At 54.3% G+C, this 25,767-nt stretch carries 22 protein-coding genes; 16 read left to right on the top strand and 6 right to left on the bottom strand.

The window, feature by feature from the left end; all coding sequences use genetic code 11:
• Window positions 1–211 precede the first annotated feature (211 nt).
• Genes RCF31_RS25810 through RCF31_RS25790 form a run of 5 tightly spaced genes read left to right on the top strand, consistent with a single transcriptional unit; the run spans window position 212 to window position 6,317 of the window.
• Window positions 212–1,480 (top strand): sugar ABC transporter substrate-binding protein, encoded by a 1,269-nt coding sequence (locus tag RCF31_RS25810; RefSeq protein WP_416414531.1) that lies wholly within the window; start codon window positions 212–214, stop codon window positions 1,478–1,480.
• Window positions 1,480–3,072, top strand: a complete 1,593-nt coding sequence (locus RCF31_RS25805) for a sugar ABC transporter ATP-binding protein (RefSeq protein ID WP_416414529.1) — start codon at window positions 1,480–1,482, stop codon at window positions 3,070–3,072. Before RCF31_RS25810 ends, RCF31_RS25805 begins: the two co-directional genes overlap by 1 nt.
• A complete protein-coding gene (locus RCF31_RS25800; RefSeq protein ID WP_416414528.1) occupies window positions 3,053–4,060 on the top strand; it encodes an ABC transporter permease in 1,008 nt (335 codons plus the stop codon). The genes RCF31_RS25805 and RCF31_RS25800 overlap by 20 nt, the downstream gene beginning before the upstream one ends.
• A gap of 11 nt (window positions 4,061–4,071) precedes the next feature.
• On the top strand, window positions 4,072–5,145 hold the full coding sequence (locus RCF31_RS25795; protein WP_416414526.1) for an LLM class flavin-dependent oxidoreductase: 1,074 nt from the start codon (window positions 4,072–4,074) through the stop codon (window positions 5,143–5,145).
• Window positions 5,142–6,317 carry an acyl-CoA dehydrogenase family protein gene (locus RCF31_RS25790; RefSeq protein WP_416414525.1) on the top strand — a complete coding sequence of 392 codons (1,176 nt, stop codon included), beginning with the start codon at window positions 5,142–5,144 and terminating at the stop codon, window positions 6,315–6,317. The genes RCF31_RS25795 and RCF31_RS25790 overlap by 4 nt, the downstream gene beginning before the upstream one ends.
• A 126-nt stretch (window positions 6,318–6,443) precedes the next feature.
• Here RCF31_RS25790 and RCF31_RS25785 read toward each other — a convergent pair whose 3' ends face one another.
• The 6 genes from RCF31_RS25785 to RCF31_RS25760 are packed head-to-tail and all read right to left on the bottom strand — an operon-like array spanning window position 6,444 to window position 14,344.
• The gene (locus tag RCF31_RS25785) at window positions 6,444–7,250 is read right to left on the bottom strand and encodes an ABC transporter permease (RefSeq protein ID WP_416414523.1); all 807 of its coding nucleotides are present in this window, start codon (window positions 7,248–7,250) and stop codon (window positions 6,444–6,446) included.
• Complete coding sequence (locus tag RCF31_RS25780; RefSeq protein WP_416414521.1) at window positions 7,243–8,109, bottom strand: ABC transporter permease; 867 nt, start codon at window positions 8,107–8,109, stop codon at window positions 7,243–7,245. The genes RCF31_RS25785 and RCF31_RS25780 overlap by 8 nt, the downstream gene beginning before the upstream one ends.
• Window positions 8,109–9,197 carry an ABC transporter ATP-binding protein gene (locus tag RCF31_RS25775; protein WP_416414520.1) on the bottom strand — a complete coding sequence of 363 codons (1,089 nt, stop codon included), beginning with the start codon at window positions 9,195–9,197 and terminating at the stop codon, window positions 8,109–8,111. The genes RCF31_RS25780 and RCF31_RS25775 overlap by 1 nt, the downstream gene beginning before the upstream one ends.
• On the bottom strand, window positions 9,194–10,282 hold the full coding sequence (locus RCF31_RS25770) for an ABC transporter substrate-binding protein (RefSeq protein ID WP_416414518.1): 1,089 nt from the start codon (window positions 10,280–10,282) through the stop codon (window positions 9,194–9,196). Before RCF31_RS25770 ends, RCF31_RS25775 begins: the two co-directional genes overlap by 4 nt.
• Window positions 10,263–12,290 (bottom strand): hydantoinase B/oxoprolinase family protein, encoded by a 2,028-nt coding sequence (locus RCF31_RS25765; protein ID WP_416414517.1) that lies wholly within the window; start codon window positions 12,288–12,290, stop codon window positions 10,263–10,265. Before RCF31_RS25765 ends, RCF31_RS25770 begins: the two co-directional genes overlap by 20 nt.
• On the bottom strand, window positions 12,287–14,344 hold the full coding sequence (locus RCF31_RS25760) for a hydantoinase/oxoprolinase family protein (protein WP_416414515.1): 2,058 nt from the start codon (window positions 14,342–14,344) through the stop codon (window positions 12,287–12,289). Before RCF31_RS25760 ends, RCF31_RS25765 begins: the two co-directional genes overlap by 4 nt.
• A gap of 221 nt (window positions 14,345–14,565) precedes the next feature.
• Here RCF31_RS25760 and RCF31_RS25755 point away from each other — a divergent pair, with 221 nt between their 5' ends.
• From RCF31_RS25755 to RCF31_RS25705, 11 genes are all read left to right on the top strand, one after another.
• The gene (locus tag RCF31_RS25755) at window positions 14,566–16,041 is read left to right on the top strand and encodes a Sapep family Mn(2+)-dependent dipeptidase (protein ID WP_416414513.1); all 1,476 of its coding nucleotides are present in this window, start codon (window positions 14,566–14,568) and stop codon (window positions 16,039–16,041) included.
• Window positions 16,042–16,193: 152 nt separating this feature from the next.
• Window positions 16,194–17,525 (top strand): LLM class flavin-dependent oxidoreductase, encoded by a 1,332-nt coding sequence (locus RCF31_RS25750; protein WP_416414512.1) that lies wholly within the window; start codon window positions 16,194–16,196, stop codon window positions 17,523–17,525.
• A gap of 2 nt (window positions 17,526–17,527) precedes the next feature.
• Entirely contained in the window at window positions 17,528–18,370 is an 843-nt protein-coding gene (locus RCF31_RS25745) for a sulfurtransferase (protein ID WP_416414511.1), read from the top strand.
• A gap of 11 nt (window positions 18,371–18,381) precedes the next feature.
• Entirely contained in the window at window positions 18,382–19,167 is a 786-nt protein-coding gene (locus RCF31_RS25740) for a hydroxyethylthiazole kinase (protein ID WP_416414510.1), read from the top strand.
• Window positions 19,168–19,287: 120 nt separating this feature from the next.
• Window positions 19,288–20,634, top strand: a complete 1,347-nt coding sequence (locus RCF31_RS25735) for an NAD(P)/FAD-dependent oxidoreductase (RefSeq protein ID WP_416414509.1) — start codon at window positions 19,288–19,290, stop codon at window positions 20,632–20,634.
• A 14-nt stretch (window positions 20,635–20,648) separates the two neighbouring features.
• On the top strand, window positions 20,649–21,389 hold the full coding sequence (locus RCF31_RS25730; protein ID WP_416414508.1) for a cupin domain-containing protein: 741 nt from the start codon (window positions 20,649–20,651) through the stop codon (window positions 21,387–21,389).
• A 33-nt stretch (window positions 21,390–21,422) separates the two neighbouring features.
• Window positions 21,423–22,310 (top strand): transporter substrate-binding domain-containing protein, encoded by an 888-nt coding sequence (locus RCF31_RS25725; protein WP_416414507.1) that lies wholly within the window; start codon window positions 21,423–21,425, stop codon window positions 22,308–22,310.
• Between the two features lie 66 nt (window positions 22,311–22,376).
• Window positions 22,377–23,048 (top strand): amino acid ABC transporter permease, encoded by a 672-nt coding sequence (locus tag RCF31_RS25720; protein WP_416414505.1) that lies wholly within the window; start codon window positions 22,377–22,379, stop codon window positions 23,046–23,048.
• A complete protein-coding gene (locus RCF31_RS25715) occupies window positions 23,045–23,728 on the top strand; it encodes an amino acid ABC transporter permease (RefSeq protein ID WP_416414503.1) in 684 nt (227 codons plus the stop codon). The genes RCF31_RS25720 and RCF31_RS25715 overlap by 4 nt, the downstream gene beginning before the upstream one ends.
• Window positions 23,721–24,491: an amino acid ABC transporter ATP-binding protein gene (locus tag RCF31_RS25710; protein ID WP_416414502.1), complete on the top strand. Its 771-nt coding sequence runs from the start codon at window positions 23,721–23,723 to the stop codon at window positions 24,489–24,491. The genes RCF31_RS25715 and RCF31_RS25710 overlap by 8 nt, the downstream gene beginning before the upstream one ends.
• Complete coding sequence (locus RCF31_RS25705; protein ID WP_416414500.1) at window positions 24,488–25,765, top strand: NAD(P)/FAD-dependent oxidoreductase; 1,278 nt, start codon at window positions 24,488–24,490, stop codon at window positions 25,763–25,765. Before RCF31_RS25710 ends, RCF31_RS25705 begins: the two co-directional genes overlap by 4 nt.
• Window positions 25,766–25,767: the final 2 nt, after the last annotated feature.

Here is a 25,767-nt window from a genome sequence, read left to right as displayed (position 1 = left end):
CTCCTTATTAAAATCGACTGATATCAGGTTGAGGATATCCCTATTTCTTATGAAAAATAAAAAAATGGTTATTACCTGGAAGGCAATAGAATACTGATATCGATATTTCAATTGGAACATTAATTCAGATATTACTGTTTTTTCAGTCTGAAGTTAAGATTGAAGTAGCAACACCAGTAAACTCACTTTTTAATCATTGCCGGAGAGCATAATGGATTCATTGTCCTTGTCACGTCGTCATTTTCTACAATTCAGTGCCGGAGCGGCTTTATTAGGTGGTCAGTTATTAACAGCGCGTAATGTATTGGCGCAAAATCTGCTAACTGCCCCGGTGCATCAGCTGCTACTGCTCAATAATGAATGGAACACCATTGTGAATGATGCCGGACGACGCGCCGCGAAGGTACTTGGATTGCCCTATTCCTCTACCAACTTCAACCTTGACGATTCCACGGCGTTAACGCAGGCGCAGTCAGCGATTGCCGCCGGGCAAAAATTTATTCTCACCAATAGCGTTGATGGCAGTGGCAACAAGAACATTGCGCGCGCTGTAGCCTCTAACGGAGGAGCCCTGGTCAATTTTGGAAGCAATTTGCCATGGAGCCATCCGTTGGATGCAGGCGATGGCTATGCGCAGGCATTTGTCACGCGTGAGGATGTTGGGTTCTATCAGGCAGTGAAATATACCCTTGGCGAAGCGGTGAAGAAATCCGGTCCCGCGCTGAAGGTGCTGCACGTAACTGGTCCAAAAGGTGCATTTGTTGATAATCTGCGCAGTGCATCGGTTTATCATGCGCTTTCTGAATTCCCGCAAGCCAAAATCCTCGGTAACCTGCCGGGTAACTGGAGTGCCGAAGACGGGCAAAAAGCCGCAGCAGAACTGGTGGCGCGCTTTGGCAAACCTGACGTAATTATCGCGCAAAACGACGGTTCACTTACGGGCGTGCTGGCGGCATTGCGCAGTCTCAACCTGAAGCCGGGCAGCGATGTGCTAACCGTGGGCGTGGATGGTGCAACGGATATTCTGCGAGCGGTGAAAAGTGGTCGTGTCACCGCGACTGTGTTCCAGTCGCCGGCTTACCATGGTATTCAGGCGGTGGTCAGACTGTTTGACGCTCTCAATGGCTATAAACCTTCAGTGCCGGAGAGATTTGTCGGTTTTGCTGGCTTGCTGGTTACCAAAGAAAATGTTGATGGCGTGATGGCACGCTTTGTCGATAACCCTAATTTGCCGTTTGACCCGCACCTGCTGTCGCATGTAATCAGCGGCGATAATTGGGATCCGCAAACCCCTCTGGTACCGATCAATATTGAGGATTATTACGCCTCATCCGGCACGCCAAAACCCGCTGGCTGGCAGCCGCCAGCAGCCTATGCCGCATCGATTGCCTCCGGCGAATTTGAGCAGGTGACCCAGCGCTATCAACAGGCTTATCGCCTGAAGTTGGATGACTTTGCTTATAAAGGCATTAGTGTCTGATGGCGCAGCTCAGCCTTGACCGTATCGGCCACAGCTACGGTCGGAATCGGGTGCTGGCAAACATCAATCTGCATATCGCATCCGGTGAAGTGGTAGGGATTCTTGGCGAAAATGGTGCCGGAAAATCGACTCTGCTCAATATCCTTTCCGGTACCTTACACGCCACGGAGGGCAGCGTGCAGTTGGATGGACGACCACTGACGCTGGAAAACTACCGGCAAGCCAATCTCACCGGGATTTGGCGCATCTTTCAGGACCCGGCCTTAATCGGCAATTTGCCCGTGTATGAAAGTCTGTTCCTGGGACATGAGCAGCAGTTCAGCCGTTTTGGGGTACTGCAAAAGCGCGTCATGGTTAAAGAAGCGCTGCGCATCGTTACGCATATGGGGCTTGAGGTGGACGTCAAAGCCGCGATGCTCAGTTATGACTTCGCCACGCGTCAGGCACTGGAAGTGGCGCGCGCGGTGATGCTGCCCAAAGTGCTTAATCTCCCTGCTGGATTTGTGCTGTTCGATGAACCCACAACCGGTTTGAGCCGTGCTGAAGTGGCGCGGTTACTCAAGCAAATGTCTGCTTTGCGAAAGCAAGGCGTAGGCGTAGCGTTTGTCTCGCACCGGTTGCAAGAGGTGTTTGAGGTGTGCAATCGCGTGATCATCCTGAAAGATGGCGAACTGGTGAGCACAGGAAAAGTCAGCGATTACAGCGAGGAACGCATTCATAAGCTGATGGTGGGACGGGCTATCACTGATGCGGTTGCAACTGTACCGATTCCGGCAGCACAGCAAACTCTGACTCTCAATGCGCTCTCTGCGGGCAGCAGGCTACGCGGCGGCACGCGGCGTGGGGCATTGCATGATGTTTCCTTTGCGCTACACCAGGGCGAGATTGTTGGCATTGGTGGCTTGCTCGGCTCGGGTAAAGGGCAGCTTTTGCGCATTCTGGCGGGGATTGAACCGGCGGAAAACGGTGAAGTGCGCTTTAAGCAACAGTCATTAAGCGGCAATCTGCGTCAACGTATTCGGCAAGGCGTGGTTTTTATCTCCGGCGATCGACCGCATGAGGCATTAATTCTGAGTGAAAGCGTGGCCAGCAACATCTCACTGCCGAGTGGGGAACGCGCACCTCGCGGTTTTACGCGCTGGTTTGGTCTATGGCGTACTCGCTATGAACAACTGATCACCAAAGAGATGATCCATCAGTTGCGTATTAAAACCCGCGCCGATCAAAAAGTCGCATCGCTCAGCGGTGGCAACCAACAGAAGGTTTCACTGGCGCGCTGGATCCACCGTCAACCCGACCTGCTACTGATTGAAAACCCGACAGCGGGAGTAGACATCGGGGCCAAAGCCGATATCTACGCGTTGCTGCGTCAGTTGGCTGCCTCGGGCACCACCATTCTTTTTGTCAGCGATGATTTGCCGGAGTTACTTAGTTTGAGTCAGCGCATTTTGATTATGCGTGATGGCCGGTTGGTCACGGATATTTCCGCCCACAGCAATCAAGCCAGCGAACAGCATCTGGTTGCGGCAATGATTGGCCCATCTTCTACCCACTATGATTCAGGAGATACTCATGAGTATCGATTCGCTTAAACCGGTTGAAACGCTGCCGTGCTGGCGCCTGCAAAACCTGCTGCGGCGTGAGCAGCGCGCCATCGTATTGCCGATAGCAGCACTGATCGTCCTGGTGTTGTGGTTTGGCATTAACCAACCGGCATTCATTTCGCCGTTAAATCTGGTGGTGATGGGCGCTCAGGCGGGTCCTTTGTTGTTGCTTTCATTAGGTGCCACTTTTGTGGTGTTGATGGGTGGTATAGATCTTTCTGTTGGTGCCGTAGCCGGACTTTCATCAGCACTCAGCGCAGTCTTGCTGCAACAGTTTGGTCTGAGTTTTGGCTTAACTTTCCTCGCGGCGCTGATGGCTGGTGTTGTTGCTGGACTGATCAACGCCAGTTTTTCGACCTTAATGCGCTTACCGTCTTTTATCGCCACGCTCGCTTCCGGTTCGATTTTTACTGGTGTCATGTTGCATGTGCTGAACGGTTCAGCGTTGTCGGTGGATAACGATGATTTCTCTTTACTGGCGAACGGTCAGCTCATTCCGAATGTGCCGAATGTGCTATTGCTCGGCTTGGTGTTGTGGCTGTTGCTCAGTTTCAGCACGTCTCACACTCGCTTTGGACGTTACATCGTCGCAATTGGTGCGGGCGAACGCATTGCGCTGTTAAGCGGCATTCCGGTTAGGCGCTTTAAAACCTATGCCTTTGTACTCTCTGCCACGCTGGCAGCGGTCGGTGGTTTCTTCCTGCTCTCACGCCTTGGTTCTGCCACTCCTTCCATTGGCGAAAGCTACGTACTGGATAGCGTGGCAGCGATTGTGGTGGGCGGAACCGCGTTAAGCGGCGGCGTAGGTGGGGCAGCACGCACCCTCTCCGGTGTTGCGATGATCACCATCCTCAGCAATGGTCTCAATGTGTCAGGGGTTTCGCCGTTCACGCAAGAGATCGTCAAGGGCTTCATAATCGTGCTGGCGGTGCTCACCACCATCGATCGCCAAAGTTTGCAGAACATCATTAAGTAAGGACAACAATTATGCCTGGTGTTTCTCGTTTTTGTGTCTGGGCCAATGTCCATGGCACCTTTGCTTCACTCAGTCACCCAGAAGAAAAAGTGGATGCCAGCTGGCAGCGCGTACGTGAACAGATCGTATTAGCCGAAAAGCTGGGCTTTGACAGTACGTTGATTGCTCAGCACACCATGAATCCGTTGGGTGAAGACCTTGATCAGCTCGATGCCTGGACGGCCGCAGCAGCGGCAGCAGCGTTAACTGAAAAGATTGAGATCATCGCCGCAATCAAACCCTCAATCATTCATCCCACGGTGCTGGCGAAACAGGCGCTAGGGATTGAAGAGATCAGCCGCGGGCGTTTCGCCATCAATGTGGTCAATGCCTGGTGGAAACCTGATCTGGAACGTTCAGGTATCGGTATGTTGCCGCATGAACAGCGCTACGCCTATGGCACCGAGTGGCTAAAGGTCGTGAGCCAGCTGATGCAGGGCGAACGCACCAGCTTGCGTGGTGATTTTTTCAATGTGGATGACTTTGTGTTGCGCCCGGCCAGAAGCTGGCGTAACCGGCCGCGCATTTACATGGGCGGGGAATCAGAACCGGCTCGTGCACTGGCAGCTCAAGAGGCTGATGTGCTGTTCCTTAATGGACAACCTGAAGAGAACGCTATCACGTTGATTGCCGATCTGCGTCGCCGCGTTAGACCTGTTGCATTAGCACCGATTCGTTTTGGCATGGCGGCGTTTGTTATTGCCGCCGCAAGTGACGCAGACGCTGAGGATATTTTGCACTGGCAGTGGCAATTGGATGCGGAGGATAAAGCGCGAGCAGGCAACATGATCGATCGTTTCCTTGAACAAACCGATCAGCACTCGGTGATGTGGCAGAACCTGCGCGATCGTCCGCATATCGGTCCCAATGGCGGAACGGCGGCGGGATTGGTGGGCAGTTATGACACCGTCGCCGAGCGCATTGTACGCTGGAATCAACTGGGTATTGAGACTTTTATGCTCGCCTTCCAACCCTTCGAAAAAGGGATGGAGATTTTTGCGCAGGAAGTTCTGCCGCGCGTTCGTCATCTGGAGACAAAACGATGAGCCAACAGGCTGAAAAAATTCTTACTGCGTTGAACGCGATTCTTCCACTTCTTGGTGCACATGCTGCAGCCTCAGAACGACAGCGTAAATTGCCTTTTGACGGTCTCGGGCTATTGCGGACCATTAGACTTTTCACCCTGCGTGTTCCGGAAGAATATGGCGGTGCTGGTGGCACATTACACCAACAAATGGCGGCAATTACGGCCATCGCGTCCGTCGATTCCAACCTTGCGCAAGCGATTCGCCCGCACTTCTTTTTTATTGAGGAGTTGCGTGTACATGGCTTAGGCAGCACGGCGACAGCATGGTGGCCAACCATTGTTGCGGGTGCCGTCATTGGTAATGCACTTAGCGAAGCTACGACTTCACGTGTTGGTGATATCACTTCAACGCTGATCAAACAGCCCGATGGCAGTTGGCAGTTGAATGGTGTGAAGGCATATTCCACCGGAAGTTTGTTCGCTTCGCTGCTGTATGTGGCGGGCCAGGATGCTGACGGCGTGCGGCGTACCGCGCTGATCCCTGCCAATCGCGTCGGGATAACGCTGAACGATGACTGGGATGGCATGGGGCAACGTCTCACTGCCAGCGGGACCTCGATCTTTAAACAGGTTCGAGTGGAGGCCGATGAACTGCTCTCTTTCCACTCGCTCGACGAACGATTTACCCATATCGGTGGTCAGCGTCAACTGTTTCTCTCAGCCGTATTGGCAGGTATTGCGCTGAATGCATCATCCGATATCAACCGCTATCTCAGTGCTAAAGCGCGACCCAGTGCCCACGGTTTAACAGAGAAAGCAAGTGAAGACCCTTTCTTCCTGCGCACTGCCGGTGATGTGAGCAGTGCGGCCTGGGCTGCTCGCGCGGTGGTGCTGGCGGCAGCGGATAGCCTTGATGTAGCAGCCCGACAGATTGATAACGAAGCGGCAGCGCTTTGCGCGGCAATTGATGTGGCGCGCGCGCAAGTAGCAGTGGCTGATCTGGTGCTGCCTGCTACCACGCGCATTTTCAATGCGGGTGGAGCATCAGCGGTACGTGATGAACTCAACCTGCACCGCCACTGGCGTAACGCGCAAACTGTGGTGGCTCACAACCCGCTGGATTACAAGCGTTGGGCGGTAGCGAACTGGGAAGTTAACAACATTCAGCCACCACGCACATCCTATTTCTGAGGTGAAACATGGCGAAAATCGCTTTGCATTGGTATCTAGCTACCCACGGTGATGGGAGAACGTTGACGCAAGCTGGCGCTGCGGTGCAATCTAAATCCATGGGGTTCACTACATCCCTGCTTCTTATCAATTGAGTTTCACCAGACCAATCGTCTTCTCTATCACTACCAGAATGAGTACTGCGACGGCGATAAAGACCACTGAAATAGCATTAACAGTGGGATCAAAAGTCTGATCGACATAGTTAAATACTCGCACCGGGACGGTAATGGTATCCGGTGCACTTAAAAACAGACTGACCGATACCTCGCCGAATGAGGTCACGGCAGCAAAGACAGCACCTGCCAGGATGCCCGGTTTAATCAGCGGCAGTGTAACGTGGAGAAAACTATACCAGCGCCCTGCCCCCAGACTCATCGCCACCGCCTCCAGCCGCTGGTCCATTGCCATCAGGCTAACGCTGACTGTGCGCACCACATAAGGTAATGCCACAACCACATGACCAATCACCAGCCCGCTTACCATTCCGGCAATACCAGTTGCCGTGAGCACATAGAGCAGAGCAATACCCAGTACAACCTGGGGGATCATTAGAGGAGATAAAATGAAGGCCTGCAACACTTGCCGGTAGCGAAAATCCACTCGCGCCAGAGCCCATGCCGCGCCGGTGCCCAGCATCACGGTAACCGGCGTGACAATAACCAGCAACAACGCACTGATCCACAGTGATTCGATCCAACCGGCATCCTGTAACAATGCGCTAAACCAGCGTAATGAAACACCCTGCGGTGGAAACTGAGGATAAGGCTCTGGGCTGAATGCCGAAAGTACTATCACCAGCACTGGCAGGGCTAAAAACACGTAAATCAGGATGCCTGCCACTCTCACGCCAAAGTGACCCAGGCGGTAAGATAGCTTATGGGGACTATCCATGATTTTTTTTCTCCCAACGTTTCATGAAGACACCGACAATCGCCGCGACGATCATTGTCATTAGCAGCAATGTCAGCGACAGTGCCGCCGCCAGCGGCAGGTTTGCGATCTGCATGGCCTGCTGATAAATGGCAATCGGTAGCAGTGGTTGTAAACGCCCGCCGATCAACAGTGGCGTGATGTAACTCCCCGCCGCCAGGGAAAACACAATGATGAAACCCGTCAACATGCCCGGTAGCGTCAGGGGCAGCACAACCCGACGAAAGGTGGCTACTGGTGTTGCACCCAGGCTCATTGCTGCCAGCCGCAGCGAGGGGGCAATCTCATTTAACGAGGTGATAAGCGGCAACACCGCAAATGGCAACATGACCTGCACATAGGCAATGACCACGGCATTCATATTCCATAACAGGCTCAGGGGCTGAGGAATTAAGCCGGTAAAAAGCAGAAAACCGTTGATCAGGCCATTCTGTGCCAACAAAACGATCCACGCAAAGGTGCGGATAACCACACTGGTTAGCAGCGGCGACAGCAGAATCACGTACAGCAGGGTGCGGCAGCCACGTCGTTGTGTGGTGACTAGCAGCCAGGCAGCAGGCCAGGCAAGCAAAACCGTGATAGCGGCCGTCAGCAGGGATACCCAGAGTGTCGTCCACAGGGCATAGAGGTACTGAGGATCGGCAAAAATGGTGACGTACTGGGCGAAGCTGTACCCCGGTAACGGATTCAACAGGCTATCGACGTTTGTTAGGCTTTGATCAAACAACAGCAGTAACGGCACCAGCAAAAACAGCAGCAGAAACACCAGGCATGGGGTCAGCATCAGCCAGGGAAAGAGATTACGCGTGCTCATTTTCATCAGGCATGATCCCGTGCTGGCAGCACGATGACATCTTCCGCACGCCATTGTAAAAAACAGTTGTCGCCCGCCGCAGGCAGTTGTGAAAACTGCGCTTCAGCGGGATGAACCCGGATTTCGCCGCCGCCAGGCAACTGGCAGACAACACGCAACGTCGCACCCGCGAAGCTTACCTCTTTCACCTTTGCCGGTGCCATGTTTGGCGATGTAGCTTGAACTGATGGGCCGGGTAATAACTGAATTCGCTCCGGGCGCACAATCAGTAATGTTGCCGCTGTCACAGGTTGCACAGCGGTAAGTATCAGTTTTTCATTAGTGGCGGTGAAGTGATCACGGGCATGATAACCATCGCTGTGCGTGGAGACATGAAACAAATTGGCCTGGCCGACAAATTCCGCGACGAAACGGTTGGCAGGCTGGCGGTAAAGCGCAGAGGGGGAGCCAACCTGTTGCAACTCGCCCTGCCCCAGAATTCCTATCCGGTCTGACAGCGTCAGCGCTTCCTCCTGATCATGCGTTACCAGGATGGTGGTGATACCGATACGTTGCTGCAACTCACGCAACTCATCCTGCATCAACCTGCGCAGTCGTGCGTCCAGATTTGATAGGGGTTCATCCAGCAACAACACCTGTGGTTCGATGGCTAGCGCGCGAGCAATTGCCACGCGCTGTTGTTGACCACCGGAAAGTTGATGAGGCATCCGCTCCGCCAGCCCTTCCAGCCTCACCTGCCGCAACGCCTCCGTCACGCGTTGTTGCTGTTCATGTCGCGAAACTTTGCGTACCTTCAAGCCGAAGGCGACGTTATCGCCCACGCTCAGATGGGGGAAAAGCGCATAGTTCTGAAACACCATGCCGATATTGCGTTGATAGGGTGGTATCGCGGTCACATCCCTTCCACCCAGTGAGACACGCCCCTGATTTGGCGACAGGAAACCGGCAATGATATTCAGCAACGTGGTTTTTCCACAACCGCTGGGGCCGAGTAATGAAAAGAACTCACCCTGTTCAATGGTGATGCTGACATTGTTCAATGCGCGGTGGTTATCAAACTGCCGCGCCACGCTGTCAATGACAACCGAACTCATGGTTTACCACCCAGAGCCTGACTCCAGCGACGGGTCCAGTCTGCCAGCTGCGGCGTTGCCGTGCTGTAATCGATCCAGATAAGTTTGCTGTAGGCCTCTTCCCCGACCTTCACCTGCTTCATCAGGTTGTCGCTGTACTGCACATCTTTATTGGTCATGCCATAGAGTGATTTATCGGAGAACGCTTTCTGCACGTTGGCTGCGGACATGGCATTCACGACCTTATAGGCATTAGCGAGATTCGGCGCACCTTTGGGGATGACCCAGTTCGCTGCGCCGACCACCGGGCCGTCAGAGGGGTAAACGAAATCGACTTTCATTCCCTGCTGTTTTAACGCAAAAACACGCCCATCCCAGTAAGGTACGACCCATGCATCGCCGCGTTCCAGCAGCGTCTGAATCGCACCAGGGCTGTCCGGGAAGGCAACCGCATTGCCACGCAGTGTCTGTAATTTACTGAAGGCTTTATCGATTGCTGTGGGCTGATTAAGTTCTCCACCCAGCGCGTGAACCAGTCCGGCAAAAAATTGCAGACCCGCCGCATAGGTAGGGGATGAGATAGCGACATGCCCCTTATATTCTGGATTCCAGAGATCCAGCCAGCTCTTGGGGGGCGTCTTCACCAGATCCGTGCGATAGGCCAGTCCCAACTGACCAAGACTGAATGCAGCGGCCCAGGTTTGCCCATCATAAACAAACCGTGATTGCACACTTTTATAGAGGTTATTGAGATTGGGGATGTTTTTAGCGTCGAGCGGTTGCAGCAGCCCCGCCGCCTGTGCGCGTTGCACCGTATCGGGTTGAAAAACGACAACATCGTAAGGTGCCCTTCTACCTTTTGATGCACGCAGCTTAGCGAACCACTCGGCATCGGCACCCGGTACAACGGTCAGTTTCAGGTGATTATCTTTAGCAAACTGCTCCAGACCCGATGCGCGAATATTCTTTTCCCAGTCGCCGCCGTAGACTCCTACAACCACCGTATCAGTCGCTGCGGGCGTTTCGGCAGCACCTGCGGCAGAACTGATTAGCATGCCCAGCAGGGCGGTAATTACGATGTTATTTTTAGACTTGAGCATGGCCATCTCCTGGCGTTGAAGGAACAGAACCGGAAAGTTGAACTTCCAGTGCCCACAGCGCTTCAGCAAATTTCTGACGCGCAGCGGCAACTGCGGAGGACGTTTCACGGGGAAAATTTGTGGGTAGCAGCGACAATGCTGCAGCAAAAACCGCCTGCCGATGGCGTTGCCGCTCCGACGGGCTGAGAGGATAAAGCAACTGATTCAGCCGGGTCAGCGCGTCGCTATCGAACACGCGCTGCCAGTGGGTTCGGGCTGGGCCGGATGAGGAGTGACGGTGGCGCGATAATGCTCGTCGTGCAGCGGTCGCAGCAATATCGATTTGCTGACCGGTGATGATCACGCCATATTGCTGCTCCGCTTCGGGGATGCTCACCAGCTGATTATCAACATCGGTTTTCACTGCCTGTGGATCACGGTGGTAGGGGTCTCCCCAGCCTCCGCCGCCTGGTGTTTGCAACAGCACTTCGTCACCGGCATTAACGCTGAGTAAATCAATTTTCTCCAGCGATTGCCCACCGGCCCGATGTGGATTGAGCGTGAGTGTCGTGGATTGGCCTGGCTGCCCGCCCTGCACTCCCCACGGCTGGAAAAGCATGCGTTCCATGCCGCGAGCCAGTAACGTGCTGTCATCCTCCAGGATGCGGACACGGATTTGTTGCCCCATGCCACCGCGCCATTGACCTGCGCCCGCTGATGATGGCCGCAGTGCATACTGACTGATTTCGATCCGGGTTTCGGCCTCAACCATCTCTACCGGATTATTGGCCAGATTAGAGATACTGTTATCACGCCCGTCAATGCCGTCGCGGCCAAAACGCGCACCGCCACCACCGACCATGGGTTCGATAACCTGCACATTTTGTTCACGGCCATTACGGGCCACTTCTGCAATCACCAGCGGAATAATGGTGCCGCCGCTGGCGGCTGGCATCACCTCTGGCAGTGGCTGACCCAGCAAACCATTGAGCAGATCGTTAACACGCACCGCCGCCGCGTGGCGCACCCCCACTGCTGCCGGATAATAGGGATTCACCAGCGATCCGACAGGCGCGTAGAGCGATACTGGTGCCAGCAAACCGGCATTCAGCGGCACTGATTTGTCCAGCGTGCAGACCAGCGCCAGAATACGCAGTGTCAGCCAGGCATGCGGATCGCCATGGCTGGGAATATTTATCGCTGCCGCAACCTGAGCATCGCTGCCGGTAAAATCGAGGTGGACGTTGCCGTCACTGAAGGTGGCGGTAATTGCCAGACGTACCGGCAACCCGTTGCCTGCGGCATCATCCAGGTAATCTTCGAACTGCCAGACGCCATCAGGAATGAGGCGCAATACCTGGCGAGCTCGCGCTGCCGAGTAAGCCTGTAAATCCTGCTGCGCCTGAATAATATTCGTCACGCTATGTTGGCTGGCAATACGGGACAGACGATCGCGTCCGGCATGCAGTGCAGCGAGCATCGCCTGAATATCACCGGCAATCGCGTCCGGGGTCCGACTGTTGGCGGTGAGGATATTCATCACATCGCGATTCAGTTCGCCTGCGCGCAGTAATTTAACCGGCGGGATTTGCAGCCCTTCCTGGAAAATGTCGCTGTTAGTGGGTGAAATGCTGCTGGGTACACGACCACCGACGTCAGATGCATGTAAAAAAGCCCATCCCCAGGCTACCAGCTCCCCGTCAATAAACCAGGGGGCAAGGACCTGCAGGTCGGGAAGATGCGTTGCCAGCCCGCGAGAACGCCAGGGATCGTTGGTCAGGATCACATCACCGGGTTCAACCTCACCGACAGCCTCAATAGCCGTCAATGCATTCAGTCCGACAAAACCCGACACGCCAATGCCTTTCGGATAAGCAAAGAAACGGCCATGCACATCTGCTACCGCACAGCAAAAATCTGCCGTTTCTTTCACGTAAAGGGTACGGCCTGTGCGTTGCAGTATGTGGCACATTTCCTCAGTCAGCGCGGTCAGCTTCTGATTAAGGATCTCCAGTGTGATCGCATCAAGTTTCATTGCAGGTCTCCCGCTTTACGGGTAATGATGAGATTACCGTTGACATCGGTGCGCGCCGTCCAGCCAGACAACACCAGCGTGGTGGTATCCTCCTGCTCAATCACCGCCGGACCGTCGATTTTGCTATCCCCGGATACGTCTCTGCGCTGCCAGATATCAGCATTAACCCATGCCCCGCGCAGCCAGAGCTGGCGCTGAACGGGTCCCTGTCGTGCCGTCTGCAGCGCAGGTTTTTTCTCAGCAGGACGAGGCAACGGTGCATTTAATGCAAGCCGTAGCGTGGTCAGCTGGACAGTGGCGTCTGGAGTGATAAAGCCATAACGCTGCTGATGAAGCTGCTGAAAATGCGCGACAATCTGTTCATAGTTGATGCCATCCGGGCTTCCCAGATTGACACTTAACTCATATGCCTGACCGGCGTAGCGCATATCGGCTTCAACCCGATAATGCGCCGCATCGCTGAGGTGTTTTGCCTGGTGTGAGAACCAATGCTCAGCCAGCTGATGAAGTTCCTGGATGGTCCCGGCAATATCGATAAACGTATCGGTGGTGACATTGGTGCGCAGGCTGCGTACAAAATCACGACGGATATCCGCGCTTATCGCCCCTTCTGCACAGAACGTACCGGGGCGCAGGGGCACCAGGATGCGGTTAATGCCTGCTTCTTCAGCAAAGAAATTGGCGTGAGTAGGGCCAGCGCCGCCGAAGGGGATTAATGTCAAACCGTCCGCTGTCAGTCCGCGTTGTGCTAAAGCCTTGTTGAGTTCGGTGGCCATCTGCGCAGTGGCGACAGCAATTGCCCCACTGGCGGCCTGTTCAGCAGTGAAATCGATCGAACTCCCTAACTCACGCAAGGCGTCATGTGACGCTTGATGATCCAGACTAATACTACCCGCCAGCCGTGCGTCAGCGGATAAAATGCCACTAACCAGATAACAGTCGGTAAGTGTCGGTCTCGTACCGCCACGTTGATAAGCGACAGGGCCTGGATCAGCACCGGCGCTTTCAGGTCCCACTTTGAGGATGCCGTAATCATCAACCTGGACGATGGAGCCGCCACCGGCCCCAATGGCTGATACTCCCACCACCGGCAGTATCAGCGGGAGTCCACCGATTTCTGTGCGGTTAACACGTTCGATTTCACCCTGTGCCGAAAGCGAGATATCACTACTGGTACCACCCATATCAAAGGAGACAAATCCTTCACCTGCGGCAAGCTGAGCGGCAGCAATGACACCGGATGCTGGCCCGGAAAGTAGTGTATCGACGGGGCGCTGCTGTGCGGTGTCCAGTGGTAGCACACCGCCATTTGATGCGGTGATCAGCAATGGAACATCGATAGTCTGCTGACTCAATAGGTCATTAAGACGCTGAAAATAAGTCTGCATCAGCGGCTGAATATAGGCATTGAGACCAGCAATCAGAGTGCGCTCATACTCGCGGATCTCAGGCCATAATTGTGCCGAAGACAGTACAGGCAACGAGCCAAGTTTATCTGCGAGCAAAGCGGCAAGTTCGGCTTCACGCTCCGGATTGGCGTATCCATTAATGGTGACCAGCTCCACTGCGCTGACGTTGAGACGTAAAATATCTGAGGCGACCTGAGCAAGTTCATCATCATCAGGCCACTGTGTCACGGTACCTGACGGACTAAAACGAGCCGGGATTTCTACCACTTTCTGGCGGGGTAAAAACGGCGGTTCGCGATCTGCATGAAAATCGAATGAAGATGGCATCCGCGCCCGCGCTATCTCCAGAACATCACGAAACCCACGAGTAATCACCAGGGCAATATCGGCACCTCTACGCTGAATTATTGCGTTCAGGCCTAGCGTTGTGCCGTGCAAAATCAACGTCAGTGCGCTGGCAGGCAAGTCAGATTTACGCAGTATTGCCTGTAGTCCCTGGCTCACTGCCTGAGCAGGATCGGTGGGGGTGCTGGGCTGCTTATGAAAGAATCGTTGCTGGCGTTGAGAATCAAATAAAACAAAATCGGTAAACGTTCCACCAACATCCACGCCGACAATTGTGCCGACTACGGGGCTGTTATCCACCTTAATTCTCCTGCATTACTGGTGACTTAGATTATCTGCATGATAGATAACCCGGTAATCTCCGTTGCTTTGATGCTCGGCGCGACCAACAAAAATGACTAAGCTTTGCTGAAAATCGCATACTGACCCGTTTACTGAGATCTGGCTTAACTTCGCGCAAATAGGAATAAGCGTTAACAATGGGATGTTTTATGTTGGACTCAACATCAAGGAGATCCCTCATGCCCGCAACGATATCTGCTCAGGAAAAAGCACTGCTGCCTCTTATCCAACAATGGATTGATAAGTATCGCGATGATTTCATCGGGGATCTGGCGCAATGGATTGAGATTCCCAGCATAAGCCGGGCGGACCAGGCGGTTCCCGGCGCACCTTTTGGTCCGGAATGTGCCGCAATCCTTCAGAGGGTGCTGAGTCAGGCGGAAGATTCGGGATTTAAAACGGAGTGGCATGAAGGCTATGCCGGCTCCGTCATTTATGGCAATCATTCACGCGATATTGGCCTGATTGGTCATCTCGACGTGGTGCCGGCTGGCGATAACTGGTCCTGGCCCCCCTTCTCACTGTCGCGACATGGGGAGTTTCTTATCGGGCGTGGTGTTGCCGATAACAAAGGCCCCGGTTTGATGAACATCTATCTATTAAAGCTGCTCCGCGATTTGCATATTCCGCTACATCACAATTTGCGTATCGTTTATGGACTGGCAGAAGAAACCACGATGGCAGATATGGCGTGGTACGCACAACATGGCCCGCTGCCGGCTTACTCTATCGTCACTGATGGGATGTTTCCGGTGAATAACGCGCAGAAAGGTCAGCTGTCATTTACGTTACACATCTCTAATGCCGGGTTGCTGGCCGGGATCAAGGCCGGAGCGGCAAGCAACAGCGTACCGGATTTGGCCAGTGTTAATTTCGAGCCTGCTGCTGATGCAGCAATTAATGAAAAACGGGTGTCGCTTCAGGGAATTGCAGCGACTGACGTCTCCCTTGAGCGCAAAGGGGAGGAATCTATTACCCTTGTCGCACGGGGTAATGGCGGGCATGCCGCCTTCCCAGAGGGCACACGGAACGCCACGCTAATCTTACTTGCTGCACTGATTGAGCTTGAGCAACTCGATGAAACAGAGCTATGCATCGCCAGTACTCTTTATGAGATCTTTGATTCTCCCTATGGTGACAATGCCGGTCTGGGATTTGAGGACGAACAGTCAGGTAAACTGACGCTGAATGCTGGCGTCTGGTATAGCACGCGTTCGGGTTCTCTCAGCATTGATTGCGACATCCGATATCCCGTGTCATGCCGAGGCGAGGAGATTATGGCGATTCTGCAACAACGTTTACATAATACGGGAGTCTCGCTCGATGAGCGCTGGCGTGATGTTTCCCCCTTCTATTTACCGGAATCACACCCGGTCATCACTTTGCTTCAGCAGACCTGGAACAATTTGACCGGACGAGAAGACGCATCTTATGCGATGGGGGGTGTCACGCATTCGAAAATGCTGCGGAATGCCATCACCTTTGGTCCCGGTTATCGCAGAAACCATAAAAATACGCCCGATTTTTTGCCTGAAGGCCATGGCTTACCTCATGGCGCGGATGAGACGATCCATTTGCCGTCATTGCTGGAGGCGATACCGATCTACGTCATTGCGTTGATTCGCCTGGATCGCTATCTTCTGGTACAGCAGTGATAAGAGAAACAAGCCGACGGGTGTCAGTCCCATATATTCATTAGCAAACTAAGCTTTGCGTAAATCCATCTAAATCCGATATCGCAGATGTTCTATGTTGGTCTCCTGAGCGGGTCTTTTCCCGCATCCAGCCAGGAGAATGAAAACCGATTATGCATCTTGCTGCGTTCCTCAATGCCGGCCCGATGGGGACTTCAGGATGGCGACATCCTGATGCCGACCCTCATTTTCTGACGGCAGGTTATTACCGACATATTGCAAAACTGCTTGAAGCTGCTTGTTTCGACATGGCGTTTATCCCTGACGCACTCTCTGTGCCCCGCTCATTAGGAGGCTCTTTTGAGCCAGCGGTGCAGTGGGGTTCGGGCACGCCACGTCTGGATCCTCTCGTGATTCTTGGCGTGATGGCAGGTGTGACTGAGCATCTTGGGCTGGCGGCGACCCTGTCAACCGGCTACCACGAACCTTTCCATCTGGCGCGTGCGCTGGCGACATTTGACCATGTATCGGGCGGACGTGCAGGCTGGAATATCGTCACTTCATTCCAGGATGCCGAAGCACAAAATTTTGGCTATCCCGCTTTACCGCCGCGTGAGGCGCGTTATGCGCGTGCCGAAGAGGTCGTCAGTGCAGCAGCGCAGCTGTGGGATAGCTGGGATGACGGTGTATTGCAGCAAAATAAAGTTACCGGTGAGTTTGGTCTGCCAAACAAGGTGCGATCGGTGGATTACCGCGGTGATTATGTTAGCACTCAGGGGCCACTCAATGTCCCACGTTCCCCGCAGGGTTATCCACTTTTGATACAGGCAGGAGCATCACCCAACGGGCGGGATTTTGCCGCGCGCTGGGCAGATGTCATTTTCTGTAGCCATGAATCTCTCGCTTCTGCAATTGCCTTTTACCAGGAGATGAAACAACGAGTGGCCGATCATGGTCGCGATCCGCAGCAAGTCAGGATCCTTCCCGCTGCCACCGTGGTGGTGGGCGAAAATGATGCCGACGCCTGGCAGAAGCATTATGCCTTTGCTGAGCTGGTGCATCCACTGGCCGGACTTTCGCGTCTTGCCTACCATGTTAATGTCGATCTTACCCAATACGACCTTGATGGTCCTTTGCCGGATCTCGGTGAAGTTGGCGTGCAAGGTCATTACGATGAAGTCCGTGAATTTGCACAGCGAGAACAACTCAGCATTCGTGAGATTGGGCGTTGGTACGGTGCCCGCACTGAAGGCAGCATGGTTGGCTCAGTCAACAGTGTGGTCGATACGATGGAGCAGTGGCTGGAGCGTGGTGCCGCAGATGGTTTTATGATCCAGGCGACCCATTTGCCCGGGGCATTTGAAGAATTTGCGCAGCATGTCGTCCCTGAATTGCAGCGCCGTGGCCTGCATAAAACTCAGTATCAGGGCACTACCGCGCGCGAACACTTTGGCCTTAAGCGAGCTGCGCGTGACGAGTGGCAGCAGCGTGCGTTGCGGAGGTGAATGTGGCGGTCACTTTTCCCTCTGGCCCATTGGTTTCTGCACAGTGGCTGGCTGAGCATCAGCAACAGGTCGTTGTTCTTGATTGTTCCGTCGCACGCACAGCCGCCACAAACGGCAGCACCGCATTTGCTTCGGGTCGTGAAATCTTTTTGCAGCAACACCTGCCGGGCGCGCAATTTGCCGATTTGTTTGAGCAATTCTCCGCACCGCATGCCAGTTTTCTCTTTACCGCACCTGACGCCCGTCAGATGTCAGAAGCGCTACAGGCCGTTGGTGTGAACCAGCACAGCCTGATTGTCACTTACGATCAACTCAATGGCGCTTATGCGGCACGCGTCTGGTATCTGCTCGCCGGGGTATTTGGCTGGAATAACGTCCGGGTGCTGGACGGTGGTTTTCCGGCTTGGGTTCAGGCTCAGGGAACCGTTGAGCATGGCCCTGCCCACGCAGTTTCCCGGGGCAATATCCAGCTGGGTTCAGCACAACCGATGCTGGTGTCAACCAGACAGGTCGAGCAGCAAACACGATTTCCATTGGTATGCGCGCTGCGTCGTGAACCGTTCAGGCAGGCTCATATTCCCGGCAGTATCAACCTGCCCTATCCCGAACTACTTGATGCCGCAGGTTTGATTGATATCGGCCAGGTAAAGTCCGCATTACACGATGCGCAGATCACCCCGCCTGAAACGCTCCTGCTTTACTGCGGTGGCGGCATTAACGCTGCAGGGTTAGCGCTGGCACTGGTCGCGTCGGGTTATCCCATCACTTCACTGCTGCTTTACGACGACTCACTTAATGGCTGGCTAAGCGACCCTTCACGCCCGGTAGCCAGTGATCCAACTTAGAGGAGAAAACTATGCAGCTACTCAGCTGGCAGGACAGCGCTGTCCGCGACGCGCTTCGCAGGGTTAAACACAATAAACCCTTTTGCTACGGGTTAACCAACTATATTGCCGCCAATCTTTCCGCCAATGTACTGCTGGCCGTGGGTGCTGGCCCGGCGATCGGTGCCGCGCTGGACTGGCAAACGGCGTTTGGTCGTCATGCCAATGCGCTATGGATTAACGCCGCGTGTTTAATGAGCAACTCACCGCATGAAGTACGGCAGGCCGCGCGGGCAGCACACGAAGCAGGCGTGCCCTGGGTGCTGGATCCTGTAGCTGTGGGGGCGGGAGCGACCGAATATGATCGCGTCGTCGTCGGGCTGCTGGACTTCAAACCCACAGCCATACGCGGTAATGCCTCAGAACTTATCGCGCTGGCTGGTGGGCAAGGTGGAGGTAAAGGTGTCGAAACCACGCTGACTTCTCTGGATGCGCTGCCATTCATTGAAGAGTTTTCTCGTATTCAACAATGTGTAACGGCGGTGAGCGGGGCAGTGGATTATATCACTGATGGTAACCGCACGTTCCTGGTGGAAGGTGGGGATGCCCGCTTGACTCAGGTGACGGGGGCTGGTTGTAGCCTTGGTGCCCTGTCCGCTGCGTTACTCTCTGCATCAGACGATAGCTTAACGGCCGTTACAGTCGCTCATGTTATCTATGCGGAAGCCAGTGGGCGCGCTTCCGACGCACGTGGCACCGGCAGTTTTGCGGTACGATTTCTTGATGAACTATCGCTGCTTGATCCAAATGAAGCGTGAAAATGCGTCCCGTAAGGGACGCGCTATTGCGTTCTCGATATAACCTCTCCTGTATTCGTCATTTCACATGTCTGGCCTGAATAACTAAGGTAATGTTTTAACCGTCTGAATTAAAAAACCGTGTCAAACTCTCCTGAACATTTGCTGGACTCCGCAGGCACCTTCTCCGATTACCTGGCACAACGTACTGAACCTCCGATTGAGACGTCCGTATTACAGGGTGACCAGCATACCGATGTGGTGATCATTGGCGCTGGATTTACCGGACTGTCCTGTGCGCTGGAACTGTCAGAACGGGGTGTCAGTAACCTGGTACTTGAGGCACGGGAAATTGGCTGGGGTGCCTCCGGCCGCGCCTGGGGTCAGGTTGCGGCGGCGGCTAAATTTATGCCTGCGCAGATTGAAAAGGATTTCCCGCCGGAGATTGCTGGCCGTATTAATCGAGCTGCCGAACTGGCACCGGATTTGGTGTTCGGGCTGATTAGACAGCATGATATGCGCTGCGATGCGGTGCAAAACGGTAACATCATTGCCGCCCATAATGCTGATAAAGCGCAGTGGATTCGCTCCACTGCCACCGACCTTCAGTCACGCGGATATCCGGTACGGTTGCTGGAAGCGGAAGACGTTTCAGCACTGACGGGCAGCCCACGCTATCGCTGCGCATTGATTGATGAACGAGGCGGAGCGCTGAATCCATTAGGTTATGCGCGCGGTCTGGCACGCGCCGCCCAAACGGCGGGCAGTCAGATTTTCACTCAATCCCCGCTTCTTTCCCTGCAAAAAGTCGGAGCCGACTGGCAGGTGACAACCCCTCAGGGCCGCGTTACCGCCAGGCAGGTGGTGATGGCGACCGGGGCATTTACCGGCAATCTGCTACAGAGCCAGACTCAACAGGAGATATTCCCGGTACGGGCTTATCAGGCGATTAGCGAGCCGTTGACAACAGAAGTGCTGAGCACCCTGTTGCCCGGCGGGCAGCCTTTTAACGACACTCGGCGGATGTTTTCCGGCGTGCGTGTCTGGCCAGACGGTCGACTACACGTTGGCCTTGATGGTCCGTTGTTCCGGGCCAATGCATCGGGCTGGTTGCAGGGAGCGACAAAGCGTCTGCAACTGATGTTCCCACAACTGCGTGATTTGCGCTGGGCTTACCACTGGGCAGGTTGGGTTGATATGACGGTGGATCACTACCCTCGCCTGCATCGGCTCGCCCCTGGTGTGCTGGCGGCCTATGGCTTTAGTGGCCGCGGAGTCGCCATTGGCACACTGATGGGACGCGATCTGGCTCATCTGGCGCTGGGTCACTCAGAAGATCAACTGGTTCACCCGGTTTCGGCTGTGCAGCCGCAGTGGTATCACGCCATTCATCGTCCGTTGGTGCAAACTCTGGTGACCGGCTATCGGGTGGAAGATCGCCATTACGATAACCAGTACGCCCGCTCCGTTCCTTCCCTTCATTCATAACACCAGAGATCGCTATGTATCCCATTATCCCGTTTGTACGCACAGAACAAAGAAGTGACATTGTCACATCATGGATCGACCTGCAACAACATCACAATGATGATCCACTGATAGAACGTGCTTTCTATTACACCAAAAACGAGCAACACGGCATCTACGCGGGCAGCGCGCAGCTGCATCCTTTTGCGCAGCACATTAATCACTTCGCCAGTGACCTTTTCCTGATTGTCACCGCCGGGCAGGTCACGCTGCGGTTATCCACAGGCGAAGACGTTGTGGCTCAGGCACAGGAAAGCCTGGTGATACCGCGTGGCGCAACCTTTCACTGGCTGAACACCACGGGTACTGAGGTCTGGTTCGTTGCTTATCAGCCGCAGCAGAACCCTGTTGAGGCTGCACCGCAGGCCCCCTTCAAAGTTGATCCAAACCTTGAACTGGCATCCATTGACGGGCCATCGGCTGAACTGATCACTTCTGCCCAACGTCCCGAGGTGCAGCGCAACATGGTGTATCTCAGCGCTGATGGCAAGTTCAGTGTAGGGATCTGGCAGGCCACAGCCTATACCCGTCGCCTGGCCGCCTTTGGGGACTATGAGTTGATGTATCCGATCGCGGGTGAAATTGAAATCACCAATGCGCTGGGTGAAGCGCGGACATTCAGTGCGCACGAGGGCTTTATCGTCAATCGCGGCGTCAGCAATGCCTGGCATAGCCAGGGTGTTGTGAAAAAAATCTACAGCAAAGTCAGCGTTTAACTTTTTAATTTTTTATTTACCAGGAGAAAGAGTATGAACCGTCGCGAGCTTCTCGCTTCAATGCCGCTGGCCTTTGCGGCCGCAGCGATACCGTTGGTCGCCAATGCTGAACAAGCACCACAGGCGCTTAACGCCGGGGACAGCACCTGGGATCGCATCCAGAAAACCAAAACATTGCGTATTGGCGCACCGGTGATGGAACCCTGGTATTTCAAGGACAGCAGCGGATCTGACGCTCCCGGCTCGGTAGTCAGCAATGGCGTGACCTGGCGTGGCGTGGGGATCAGTTTTGCCCAGGCTGTTGCCGAAGCGATGAATGTGAAGCTGGAAATTGTTGAGACGACCTGGGCAAACGCCGTTGCCGGGCTGCAAACCGGTCAGTTTGATACCTTTGTACTGCTGGACGCGACACCGACACGGGCGCTTTCCGTCAGCTTTGTACCGACGCCGCTGCTGTGGTATCCGCTGGCGCTGTTGGCGAAAGATGATGCCAACATTGAGAACTGGCAGCAGATTAATGATCCTGCCTTCAATATCGGTGTCGGACTGGGCACCACCTGGGACGAGTTCATCACCAAAGAAGCGCCCAAAGCCACCATCAGCCGGTTCCAGAGCAGCGCAGAAATCTTCGCCGCATTCCAGTCTGGAAGGATTAATGCCGGGCTGATCTCGGCGGTTGCCGCCGATCTGGCCCGCGCGCGTATTGGCAGTGGTAAGACACTGGTCCCTGCCCCCAAAGTGTATATTCCCGGTGGCATTGCCGTGCGTCAGGAAACCGATTCCCGCTGGCTCAACTATCTGAACACCTGTGCCGGCTACTTCTACTACACCGGAAAATCGCAGCAGTTTTACGAAACCTTCCTCAATTTCCGTGGCATCGATCCGAAGCAGGTCATCCCTGTCCAGCGTGAATCTGCCTGACGGGGATCTGTGAATTTAACCGGGCTGCCCCTGCCCGGTCTCACTGTTTCAGGACTTGAGGCTGTTATGCATTATCAATGGGACTTCTCCCAGGTCACCCATCAACTGCCGCTGCTATTGAGCGGATTACAGGGTACGGTGGTGCTGGTGGCGTGGTCGATGCTGGTTGCCATCCCGCTGGGATTGCTGCTGGCACTGATGCGCTTGTCGCCACAGGGCCTGCTCCGGCACTTTGCTGGGATCTACGTGGCATTTTTTCGTTCTGCACCCGCCATCGTGCTGATCTACTGGTTTTTCTTCGCCGCACCCATTCTGTTGTCATTCCGCCCGGCACCGCTTACCTCGGCAGTGATGGCGATCAGTCTCCAGGCGGCGGCATTCTTTTGTGAAGTGTTTCGTGCCGGGATTCAGGGGGTTGAGCGCGGGCAATGGGAGGCTTCTGCGGTGCTGGGAATGCGTGGCTGGACCCGATTTCGCATCATTATTTTGCCCCAGGCACTCAGGCATGTTCTGCCTGCGCTGATGAACCGACTGATCGATCTGATCAAAACCACCACCCTGGCGTCCGTGATCAGCTATGGCGAGGTGGTGTATAACGCCGGGCGCATCTCCTCCCTGACCTTTCGTCCTCTGGAAACTTTCACGCTGCTTGGCGGGCTGTTCTTTATCCTGCTGTCGGTGATCGCGCTGCTGGCCAGATGGCTGGAGCATCGCTGGCAAATCGGGAGGCGGGTATGAACTACAACCTGAATTTCCATTTCCTGCTCAATTACCGCCAGGTTCTGTGGGAGGGGCTACTTAACACCATGCAGCTCTCCTTCGCCATTATGGTCAGTGGTTTTTTGCTGGGCACGGTGATTGCGCTGCTCCGCCTGTCGCAGCATCAGGGTGTGCGGATGGTGGGTCAGATTTATGTCAATCTGCTGCGTAACCTTCCGTCGTTGATCGTACTGTTCTGGTTCTTCTACGCCTTGCCGCTGTTTACCGGCGTGCAGGTCAGTCGCTTTCTGACCGCATGGCTGGCCTTCACTCTCTACACTGCGGCTTACTTCTGCGAAATCTTGCGCGGCAGCTTACAGAGAATCCCCAACGGACAATGGGAAGCCGCAGAAATGCTGGGCTTTTCCCGACGTCGCGCGTTTATTGTTTTGATGTTGCCACAGGCGTTACGTCATGCCTTACCGGCGCTGGTTAATGAAGTGATTGAGATCGTCAAAATCAGCGCGATCGCTGCCACCATTGCCTTCCCGGAACTGCTCAGTCAGGCACGGATGATCAGCGACAGCGAATACCGCCCGGTTGAAACCTACACCGCTGTGGCGGTGATCATTATGGTGTTCATCCTGTTGTTAAGCGCCATCGCCTGGCTGATTGAAAACCGTTTTAGTTCTTCAACCCGAGTGACACATCATGATTGAATTCAGGAACCTGCATAAACATTTTGGCAATCAGCATGTGTTGCGTGGGATCGATTTGACCATCAATAAAGGGGAAGTGGTGGTGATCCTCGGAGCCAGCGGTTCGGGCAAAAGTACCCTGCTACGCTGTATGAATTTGCTAGAGAAACCCGATCAAGGCGAGATTGTGCTGCATGGGCAGGCGTTGGGCAAAGTTGGAAAAAAGGGGCAACGCAGTTATAGCGCCAGCGATCTTCGTTTGCTGCGCCAGCAAACCGGCATGGTGTTTCAACAGTTCAATTTGTTTCCCCATCTGACCGTAGAAAAAAACATTACCGTGGCGCAGACGCATATTCTGCGCCGCAGCCAGGCCGAGGCACAACAACTGGCGCAGCGCTATTTGCAGCAGGTAGGACTGGCGGATAAAGCGCAGGCATTACCGGCGCAGCTTTCGGGCGGGCAGCAACAACGTGTTGCCATCGCCCGAGCGCTGGCGATGACGCCTGAATTGATGTTGTTCGACGAGGCAACATCGGCACTGGACCCCGAACTGGTCGGCGAGGTGCTGAACACCATCCGTGGCCTGCGGGACGAAGGGATGACGATGGCGATAGTCACGCATGAGTTGGGGTTCGCCTGGCATGTGGCGGATCGGATTGTTTTTCTGCGTGACGGCAAAATCTACGAACAGGGAACGCCAGACCAGATCCTGCTGACGCCGGAAAAACCGCACACCCAGCGCTTTCTTGCCAGCCACACCACCTTTAAGTTGCCATCGCGATGACCGATTGCATTGTGGTAGGTGCTGGCGTGATCGGATGTACCATAGCGCTGCAACTGCAACGCGCTGGTTATGCGGTCGTGTTGCTGGACGCGAAAGCACCTGGTGCGGGAGCATCGTCAGGCAATGCCGGAATGATTGGACCCAATGCCGTCATCCCGATGGTGACGCCCGGTTTACTGCGGCAACTGCCGGGTTTAATTTTCGGATCTGACCGAAGTGTTTTACTGGCAGCGCATGCCGGTATGAGCGCGATGCGCTGGTTAAGAGAATGCCTGCGAATGGCAAATCAGGCGCAACTGAGGCTGAGCCGTGATGGTTTATTTCTTCTTAATCGCCACACACTGGAAGACTGGCAGCGTTTAACGGGGAAAGAAAGAGGGTATCAGTTATTTTCTATGGGCAGTACGGTATCGCAGCATATTGCACCGGATGACAATGAGACGCTGATGAATTCTCTTGCTGTGAGGTTAAGGCGGGAAGTCGGTGTCGCCAGTCGCCTCGTTTCCAAAGATGTCATCCAGCAATGTTTCCCGGGGCTGCAAACATCTCGCAGTACTTTTACTGCTGTTGATGGCACCGCTCTGGTGACAAACCCCCGACAACTTTTTGAGTATCTTGTCAGGGAATTCAGGTCGGCTGGTGGCGACTATAAGCGTTGCGCGGTACAACGCTTTGAGGTTGAAAAAGGAGAAATCACTGGCCTCTCAGGCGATCATCATCGCATGTCTGCGCACAACTATATTCTCTCTGCGGGCAGTGACTCCTTGTCGTTGTTGCCTGAATCACAACATCATTTTCCCCTGATGGCTGAGCGTGGATATCACATCATGATTAAACGTCAAAAGCCGTTATTTCATCCTCACACTGATCTGGGGCTGATGCCCTGTGTGCTGCATGATTCTAACCAGAAGAAAGTCATTAGCGAGATGAGTGATGGTATTCGCGTAACGGGTTTTGTTGAATATTCTTCAAGTTCATCCCCTGAGAAGGCTCGCTGTTATGACCGGCTTGAACAGCACTTTCGTCAGCGTTTCCCGGACTATCCTGTTGAACGACTTTCGCAGTGGTATGGGCATCGTCCTTCTACACCGGATTCATTACCTTACATTGGGCGTCATCCCGAGTTCAGCAATCTCATCGTGGCATTTGGTCATGGGCATTATGGTATGTCAGGTGCACCTAAAACAGCACAGTTTGTGCAGGCAATTATAGATGGCAAAGCCAGCGCACGAAGTTTACAGCCTTTTAATCTACAACGGTTTTCAGGGAGATGATG

The organism is Pantoea sp. App145 (genome assembly GCF_047947045.1).
GTDB lineage: Bacteria > Pseudomonadota > Gammaproteobacteria > Enterobacterales > Enterobacteriaceae > Pantoea.
This window is presented reverse-complemented; position numbering and strand designations above follow the sequence as displayed.